Below are 6,208 nucleotides of genomic sequence, written 5' to 3'. Positions count from 1 at the left end.
GGTCAGTTTTGAGATATTTGGCGAGTTGTTTGCGGGTAATGACAAAGGTTTCGGGGTTGATGCGACGGCGTAGGACATTCATGGCTGTTGTGGAGTCGGTGCAGTCTGTGCTGAATCTGGGAAGAACCCCTCCCGATCCTTTAGTAAGGCTACTCGTGTATACACCAGTCTTTCTCGCCCCCTAAATCCCCCAATTCTGGGGGACTTTGAAGTTCTGGTTCCCCCAAAGTTGGGGGGTTAGGGGGGCTAAATGCAGCATTTTGAGGTTGATCGTGGAGATGTGTGTAGACGGTAGCCTTAATAAGAGAGGTTAGGGAAGTTATTCCGGGGACTTTTGCACGCAGGTTTCTACCTCATCTGGCATTGCGTCAAAAACAACTTCAAAGGGAACAGTTGGCATCATTTGCTTGAGGATTCGTAGATGCCCTTCCGCGTCAACTCGGCGGCGAAAGCGTCCGACGATGAGGGTACGCATATTGGGGAAGGGGCGAATGATGCACCAGGGATTGAGCCGTTCTACATAAGTCATGACGCCCTCCTAATGTGGTTTGTGGGTTGCTTTTTTATGGCTTGTTGAATGATGGTTTCAAGGGTTTGGCGTCTGATGTCGTTGTCTTGCGGGTGAAGTACCCAGGCGCTCACTGGGGCGGGTTGATAAGTCAGCGTGTAGAAGATTTCGGGGGTGATGATGACTTTCCAAACGGGCTGTTTGGGTTGTTTGCGAAGTCGATAGCCGCGTTGATGCAGTGCTGCTTTGATGGCAGCAATATCTGTGGCGACTCGGAGTGCTTCCGTCGCTTTGGATTTTTTCATTGGTAATGGTTTCTAGTGAAAGACAATGTCTCCATATGTGAGACATCTCAATTCTACATCACGTCTCCATAAACGAGACATTTACGGAGTCATCAGCCTCTGACACGATGTCCTTGGGACACGCTTCACGAAGAGGGGCATGGGAAAAGTAGGCAAAGCCCTTAAGCAGGTTTTAGAAACCTACGGAATTACGCAGAATAGGTTGGCAGTAGTAATGGAAACTAGACGCTCAAATGTTGGTCGCTGGTATCACGAACAGATAGACCCAACGGGTGACACCATTGCTGATATCGTTGTAGCTTTGAGGAAAATCGAGCCAGCCGCCGCTGAGGAGTTTATCAGGCTTTACCTTGGTGTTGTAGGTGAGGAGAAGGAGTAGGGATAGGGGAAGAAAGTGCGATCGCTTTCCTCTTCTCTTGCTCCCCCCTTAGCAAGGGGGGCTGGGGGGGTAAGAGGGCAAACACTTATAACGACTGACCATCTATAAAACCCAACTATAGCCATGACCAAACTTTATAACAGAGCATCCGAAAAAGCGAAACGGCAACAGCTTCGTCGGAATATGACAAAAGCAGAATTTATGATTTGGCAAAAACTCAAATCTAAGCAGATTGAAGGCTGTAAGTTTCGCAGCCAATACGGTGTCGATCAGTTCGTTATCGATTTTTATTGCCCTGAACTTAAACTAGCGATAGAAATTGATGGAGACAGCCATTTTCAAGATGGCGCACAAGAATATGATCGGGAAAGACAGGCTTTTATCGAGTCAGTTGGAATTAGGTTTTTAAGGTTTACGAATGATGAAGTATACGAGAATTTGGAAGGGGTTTTGGAGAGGATTACTCAGGAAATTTGGGAATTATGGTGAAGTGATGAGTTGCCGAGTTGACCCCCCCAGCCTCCCTTATTAAGGGGGGAGTAATATCAATTGACTCGCCGACTGAAAACAGATACTTTTTTTGTTAGAGAAGCGTTGTAATTACCACCGCCTGTGTGGATGTTATAACTACCGCCGCCCGTGTCAATATTGTGATTACCTGTCATGTAATTATTCTCCGCTACAGCCCTGGATTCAACATTGATTGTTGTTCCAGTCCATAGTTTAGCAATCTCAATTAGACCGGTGCATTACCCACGAACCTCTGCAAATCACCTGTTGGGGAGATTGAGAAGAGCAATCGCACTAAGATATATTTAACAATGCCTAGAGGTGGCAAATGATTCAGGAATATCTTCACAAGGCGATGGCAGCAGCACACTATGAACTGCTTGAGGATGAAGAAGGCTTTTACGGGGAAATTTCTGGTGCACCAGGAGTATGGGCAACAGGTAGTACGCTAGAAACCTGCCGCAAGGAACTCTTAGATGTGCTGGAGGAGTGGGTGATCGTTGGTATTGCAATGGGTCATGAGCTGCCGGAATTTGACGGCGTGACCATCAAAGTCAAATCTGTCGCCTAAATGGCTGGCAGACCAGTGTAACTACAAATCTTCCCATTCCTCTCGGTCAATCCCTGCCTGCTTCAAAATTCTTGCCAATAGATTCTGACTAATGTCTCCTTGATGCGGATTCGGAATCCGAACTCGCAGACTATCACGAACCATAAATTGGTGCTTTCCACCTGAATATGGCCCTTCAAAACCAGCATTGCGTAATGCAGCAATCAAGTCACGACGGGAGATAGAGCCAAAGGAGGGCATAATGATTACCTAAGTTGATTCATAGGTGAATTCCTACAAGTATCAACAGTATTGATTCGCTCCCAGAAAGTCACTTCCATTAACTAGGACACCGCAACAACCTTGGCTTTTACTCAAGTTTTATCCCCTTAACAACGGTTGTACCGAAACCACGATAATCTAAAATCCAGCAGAAATTGAGCCAGAAACTAGCAAAATTAGCGAAGAAACCAAGTCAGTTCTTGCTTAGATTTACCAATAATTCTGAGGTTTGTTGAGGCGTCACCAAGGTATTGGCACAGAGGATACCGGATGCGGCAACCGCAGGAACCCCAATCCCTGGCATGGTGCTATCCCCGACGCGGTATAAACCAGCAATCGGGGTTTGGCAACTGGGAAACATCCCTTTACCCGCCGCGATCGCAGGGCCATAGGTTCCTTGATAACGGCGCAGGTAGTGGGCGTGAGTTAGGGGGGTGCCGATCAGTTCTAAGACGATGCGTTGTCGGATATCGGGAATGATGCGTTCCAAGGCACGAAATAAGGGTTGCGATCGCACTTTCTTCTTCTCCTCATACCCCTCCTCCCGTTGCCATCCTTCGTAGGGTTCTAAAGTATAGGCATGAACCACATGATGCCCCTCTGGGGCGAGATTGGCATCCCATACGGAGGGAATGGAAATCATGCACGTATTTCCCGGTTCTGTAATATCCTTACTGGCATCGTGAACAACCACATGATGCCCTGTCAGCCCCCCTAATCCTTCTGCCCGGATACCCAGGTGTAAGTGCATGAAACTATCAACCGCAGGTGTCTCTAAGGCAGCTTGGCGGTAAGACTGGGGTAAGTCTTCTTGTCGCACTAGGGGCAAACGACCGTTTGACCCTACAAAAGTATCCCAAATCGTAGCATTGGAGATGACCACAGGGGCTTTGAGGATTTCCCCCTGCCGTAACCGTACCCCAACGACTCTACCTGCTTCGACCAAGATTTGCTCAACATGAGCATTCAGTCGTAACTCACCACCCCAGCGTTTTAAACCGCGTACCAAGGCGTCAACAATTGCCCCACTGCCCCCAATTGGATACTCCACACCCGCACGGGTGCGTTCACCCAACATAAATGCTACCTCTGGTGCGATCGTGCCGTTTGCCTTCAGTCCCGATAGGAGAAAGCACTCTAAATCAATTAACCGCCGCACCCAAGGGTCACAAACCTCTTTGTCCATAACACCCCCAACGGAACCCTGGATAATACCCAGTTGAGGCAGTAGTTTGAACAGGGAGGGTAAATAGCGTCCCAATAGGATAGGAATGAGCTGCCAATCGGCTCTCAGAGCAAGGGTTGGAATATTCCGTAAGCAGTCATAGAGGCGCAACAAGCGTTTTTCAAATCCTTCAAGTTCCTTAGCTCCTTGGGGTGTAATCTGAGCAACAGCCTCTCGGTAGCGATCGCTATTGCTATAAACCGGAAACGTTTCTTCCGGGAAGTGGTAATATCCCAAAGGGTCGTAAGGAACGACTTGTAGTGACTCGCCCAGAACGTCCAGCACTTGCCGCAACGGGTTAAGGCTGGGGCGTTGGTCACCTAAACCGCAGTAAAATGATGGACCCGAATCAAACTCAAACCCTCGTCGTTTAAAACTATGAGCGGCACCACCTGCGATCGTGTGGCTCTCGCACACTAGCACGCGATCGCCGTACCGTGCCAGTAGAGAGGCAGCCGTTAATCCGCCAATGCCGCTACCAATAACGATCGCATCAAGGCTCAAGGGTGCTTCTCCGATTCCTATACTCCATACCAGTATCCTCTCATCAAGGCTCATCTTTCCAAATTAGGCGAGATTTCTCTTGTTGAGGTTGTGATTTTATTCGTTCAATAGAAGAGACAAAAAACAGTGCAGACCAGAGTGATGAATAGCCGGATAGTAGAAGAGGCTCAGGCAAGACTTAAGCAGTCAGTGATGACTTATCAGCAACAGCCTGTCGGGACAGTAGCGGCGAAAGAAGAAGGGCCTCAAGAAGAACAACTCAATTATGGACATTGCTTTGTCCGGGATTTTGTTCCTTCAGGACTTGCCTTTCTCATGCAAGGGGAAAGAGAAATTGTCCGCAACTTTCTTGAATTTACCTTAGCTTTGCAGTCTGACAGAGCTGGGCTAAAAAGAGGTCAAGGTTTATTTGGTGAAGTGAGGCAAACTTGGGAAGGGAAAGAACTTCTCATTGATGGGATTCGGCTAGGAGAAGGTTTGATGCCTGCTAGCTTTGAAGTAACCTCAAATCAAGAAATTGAACCGGATTTTGGTCAGCGAGCAATTGGTCGAGTAACACCTGTTGATTCGGGTTTGTGGTGGATTATTCTGTTGCGGGCTTATGAGAAGGCTTGTAAGATAGCCAACCGACCGGAAGAATGCATTGCCCACCGTATAGAATTTCAACGGGGTATTCAATTAATTTTGGATATTTGCTTGAGCAAGCGATTCGACATGACCCCAACCATGTTAGTGCCAGAAGCGGCGTTTATGATTGATCGCCGGATGGGGGTTTATGGGCATCCGTTGGAAATTCAAGCGTTATTTCATCATGCTTTGCGTTCTGCTCGTTACGAACTGCTTACGAATGAAAGTTATATTGAAAAGCGGGAGGTCGATAGCCGTTTGTATTTGCTGACTCAATACATTCGAGAACGGTATTGGCTAGACCCCAAACGAGTGAGGGCAATCTATCGCTACCAGACGGAAGAGTTTGGGGAAACGGCTTTAAATAAGTTCAACATCTACGAGAATTCTGTTCCTGAATGGGTACTTCCTTGGGTAGATCGAAAAGGAGGTTACTTAGTCGGAAATCTGGGTGTTGGCTGGATCGATTTTCGATTTTTTTCTCAAGGTAACTTGCTCAGTATTATTTCTGGATTAGCTACACCTGACCAGTCACAAAGCATTATGCATTTAATTGACCTGCAATGGTCAAAACTGATGGGACATATGCCGATGAAACTGTGTTATCCAGCCCTTGAGGAACGGGATTGGGAGAGTATAACAGGATGCGACCCCAAAAATGTCCCTTGGTCGTACCATAATGGTGGAAGTTGGCCAGTTATGCTCTGGTCTTTAACAGCTGCCGCTCTAAAAACGAAGAAAATAGATATAGCTGAACGGGCAATTCAGCTGGCTGAAAATTACTTACTGGATGATGAGTGGCCTGAATATTACGATGGTAAGGATGGTGATGTAATTGGGAGAGAGGCGAGGCTCTATCAAACTTGGACAATTGCTGGATATTTAGTTGCCAAATACCTGATTCAAGACCGCGATCATTTAAGCTTAATTAGTTTTGATGGTGAACCGGGAGTGAGTGAGTAATGAGTTCATAAGTAAGTCAAAAGTTACTCATTTTCTGCCTAAATACTCTATCTTTGTAGGGGTAAGGTGCCTTGCCTCTACATGTAGCGGATAGCGTAACTAGTTGCGTAATTCCTTGTTTCATTTCTCTTGCCATTAGTAAGTGTTTTTAGTTCAAATTTTATTGAAAAACTATTTAATTGCTATTAAGTAAACAAAAATGGAATTTTATACAGCCATTTTGAGAAAAAGTGCAGGTTACTGGGTTGCTTTGTGTCTGGAAAATGGGTTAGTAGGTCAAGGTAGTAGTCAAGATGGAGCAATTTCTCAGCTTAAAGAGGCAATAGACTCTTTTCAAATGGTTTATCAAGTTGAA

The 6,208-nt window shown here is 46.5% G+C and carries 9 protein-coding genes; 5 read left to right on the top strand and 4 right to left on the bottom strand.

Annotation, left to right across the window (positions count from 1 at the left end):
* A partial coding sequence (locus V6C93_RS33280; RefSeq protein ID WP_333480974.1) for a hypothetical protein occupies positions 1 to 185 on the top strand: 185 nt, incomplete at its 5' end.
* Positions 186 to 319: 134 nt separating this feature from the next.
* On the opposite strand, the gene V6C93_RS33275 is transcribed toward V6C93_RS33280, so the two are convergent.
* Together V6C93_RS33275 and V6C93_RS33270 are read right to left on the bottom strand one after the other, a co-directional pair.
* Positions 320 to 529 carry a hypothetical protein gene (locus tag V6C93_RS33275; RefSeq protein ID WP_333480973.1) on the bottom strand — a complete coding sequence of 70 codons (210 nt, stop codon included), beginning with the start codon at positions 527 to 529 and terminating at the stop codon, positions 320 to 322.
* Positions 526 to 813: a hypothetical protein gene (locus V6C93_RS33270; protein ID WP_333480972.1), complete on the bottom strand. Its 288-nt coding sequence runs from the start codon at positions 811 to 813 to the stop codon at positions 526 to 528. The genes V6C93_RS33275 and V6C93_RS33270 overlap by 4 nt, the downstream gene beginning before the upstream one ends.
* Positions 814 to 952: 139 nt before the next feature.
* Here V6C93_RS33270 and V6C93_RS33265 point away from each other — a divergent pair, with 139 nt between their 5' ends.
* From V6C93_RS33265 to V6C93_RS33255, 3 genes are all read left to right on the top strand, one after another.
* Positions 953 to 1,192 carry a helix-turn-helix transcriptional regulator gene (locus tag V6C93_RS33265; RefSeq protein WP_333480971.1) on the top strand — a complete coding sequence of 80 codons (240 nt, stop codon included), beginning with the start codon at positions 953 to 955 and terminating at the stop codon, positions 1,190 to 1,192.
* A 123-nt stretch (positions 1,193 to 1,315) separates the two neighbouring features.
* The gene (locus V6C93_RS33260) at positions 1,316 to 1,681 is read left to right on the top strand and encodes an endonuclease domain-containing protein (protein ID WP_333480970.1); all 366 of its coding nucleotides are present in this window, start codon (positions 1,316 to 1,318) and stop codon (positions 1,679 to 1,681) included.
* 349 nt (positions 1,682 to 2,030) lie between these two features.
* Positions 2,031 to 2,273 carry a hypothetical protein gene (locus tag V6C93_RS33255; protein WP_333480969.1) on the top strand — a complete coding sequence of 81 codons (243 nt, stop codon included), beginning with the start codon at positions 2,031 to 2,033 and terminating at the stop codon, positions 2,271 to 2,273.
* A 21-nt stretch (positions 2,274 to 2,294) separates the two neighbouring features.
* Here V6C93_RS33255 and V6C93_RS33250 read toward each other — a convergent pair whose 3' ends face one another.
* Together V6C93_RS33250 and V6C93_RS33245 are read right to left on the bottom strand one after the other, a co-directional pair.
* Positions 2,295 to 2,513 carry a type II toxin-antitoxin system HicA family toxin gene (locus V6C93_RS33250; protein WP_333480968.1) on the bottom strand — a complete coding sequence of 73 codons (219 nt, stop codon included), beginning with the start codon at positions 2,511 to 2,513 and terminating at the stop codon, positions 2,295 to 2,297.
* 214 nt (positions 2,514 to 2,727) lie between these two features.
* Positions 2,728 to 4,317: an NAD(P)/FAD-dependent oxidoreductase gene (locus V6C93_RS33245; protein WP_333480967.1), complete on the bottom strand. Its 1,590-nt coding sequence runs from the start codon at positions 4,315 to 4,317 to the stop codon at positions 2,728 to 2,730.
* A gap of 87 nt (positions 4,318 to 4,404) precedes the next feature.
* On the opposite strand from V6C93_RS33245, the gene V6C93_RS33240 reads away from it, so the two are divergent.
* Positions 4,405 to 5,853 (top strand): glycoside hydrolase 100 family protein, encoded by a 1,449-nt coding sequence (locus tag V6C93_RS33240; protein ID WP_333480966.1) that lies wholly within the window; start codon positions 4,405 to 4,407, stop codon positions 5,851 to 5,853.
* Positions 5,854 to 6,208 lie beyond the last annotated feature (355 nt).

This window comes from Allocoleopsis sp. (assembly GCF_036703385.1).
Classification (GTDB): Bacteria; Cyanobacteriota; Cyanobacteriia; order Cyanobacteriales; family Coleofasciculaceae; genus Allocoleopsis.
The sequence above is the reverse complement of the archived record's forward strand: the minus strand, read 5'-3'. Positions and strand labels throughout refer to the sequence as shown.

Coding starts and splice junctions, on each gene's coding strand:
- V6C93_RS33265 (WP_333480971.1), top strand. CDS start 953: ATGGGAAAAGTAGGCAAAGCCCTTAAGCAGGTTTTAGAAACCTACGGA.
- V6C93_RS33240 (WP_333480966.1), top strand. CDS start 4,405: ATGAATAGCCGGATAGTAGAAGAGGCTCAGGCAAGACTTAAGCAGTCA.
- V6C93_RS33255 (WP_333480969.1), top strand. CDS start 2,031: ATGATTCAGGAATATCTTCACAAGGCGATGGCAGCAGCACACTATGAA.
- V6C93_RS33275 (WP_333480973.1), bottom strand. CDS start 529: ATGACTTATGTAGAACGGCTCAATCCCTGGTGCATCATTCGCCCCTTC.
- V6C93_RS33250 (WP_333480968.1), bottom strand. CDS start 2,513: ATGCCCTCCTTTGGCTCTATCTCCCGTCGTGACTTGATTGCTGCATTA.
- V6C93_RS33260 (WP_333480970.1), top strand. CDS start 1,316: ATGACCAAACTTTATAACAGAGCATCCGAAAAAGCGAAACGGCAACAG.
- V6C93_RS33270 (WP_333480972.1), bottom strand. CDS start 813: ATGAAAAAATCCAAAGCGACGGAAGCACTCCGAGTCGCCACAGATATT.
- V6C93_RS33245 (WP_333480967.1), bottom strand. CDS start 4,317: ATGAGCCTTGATGAGAGGATACTGGTATGGAGTATAGGAATCGGAGAA.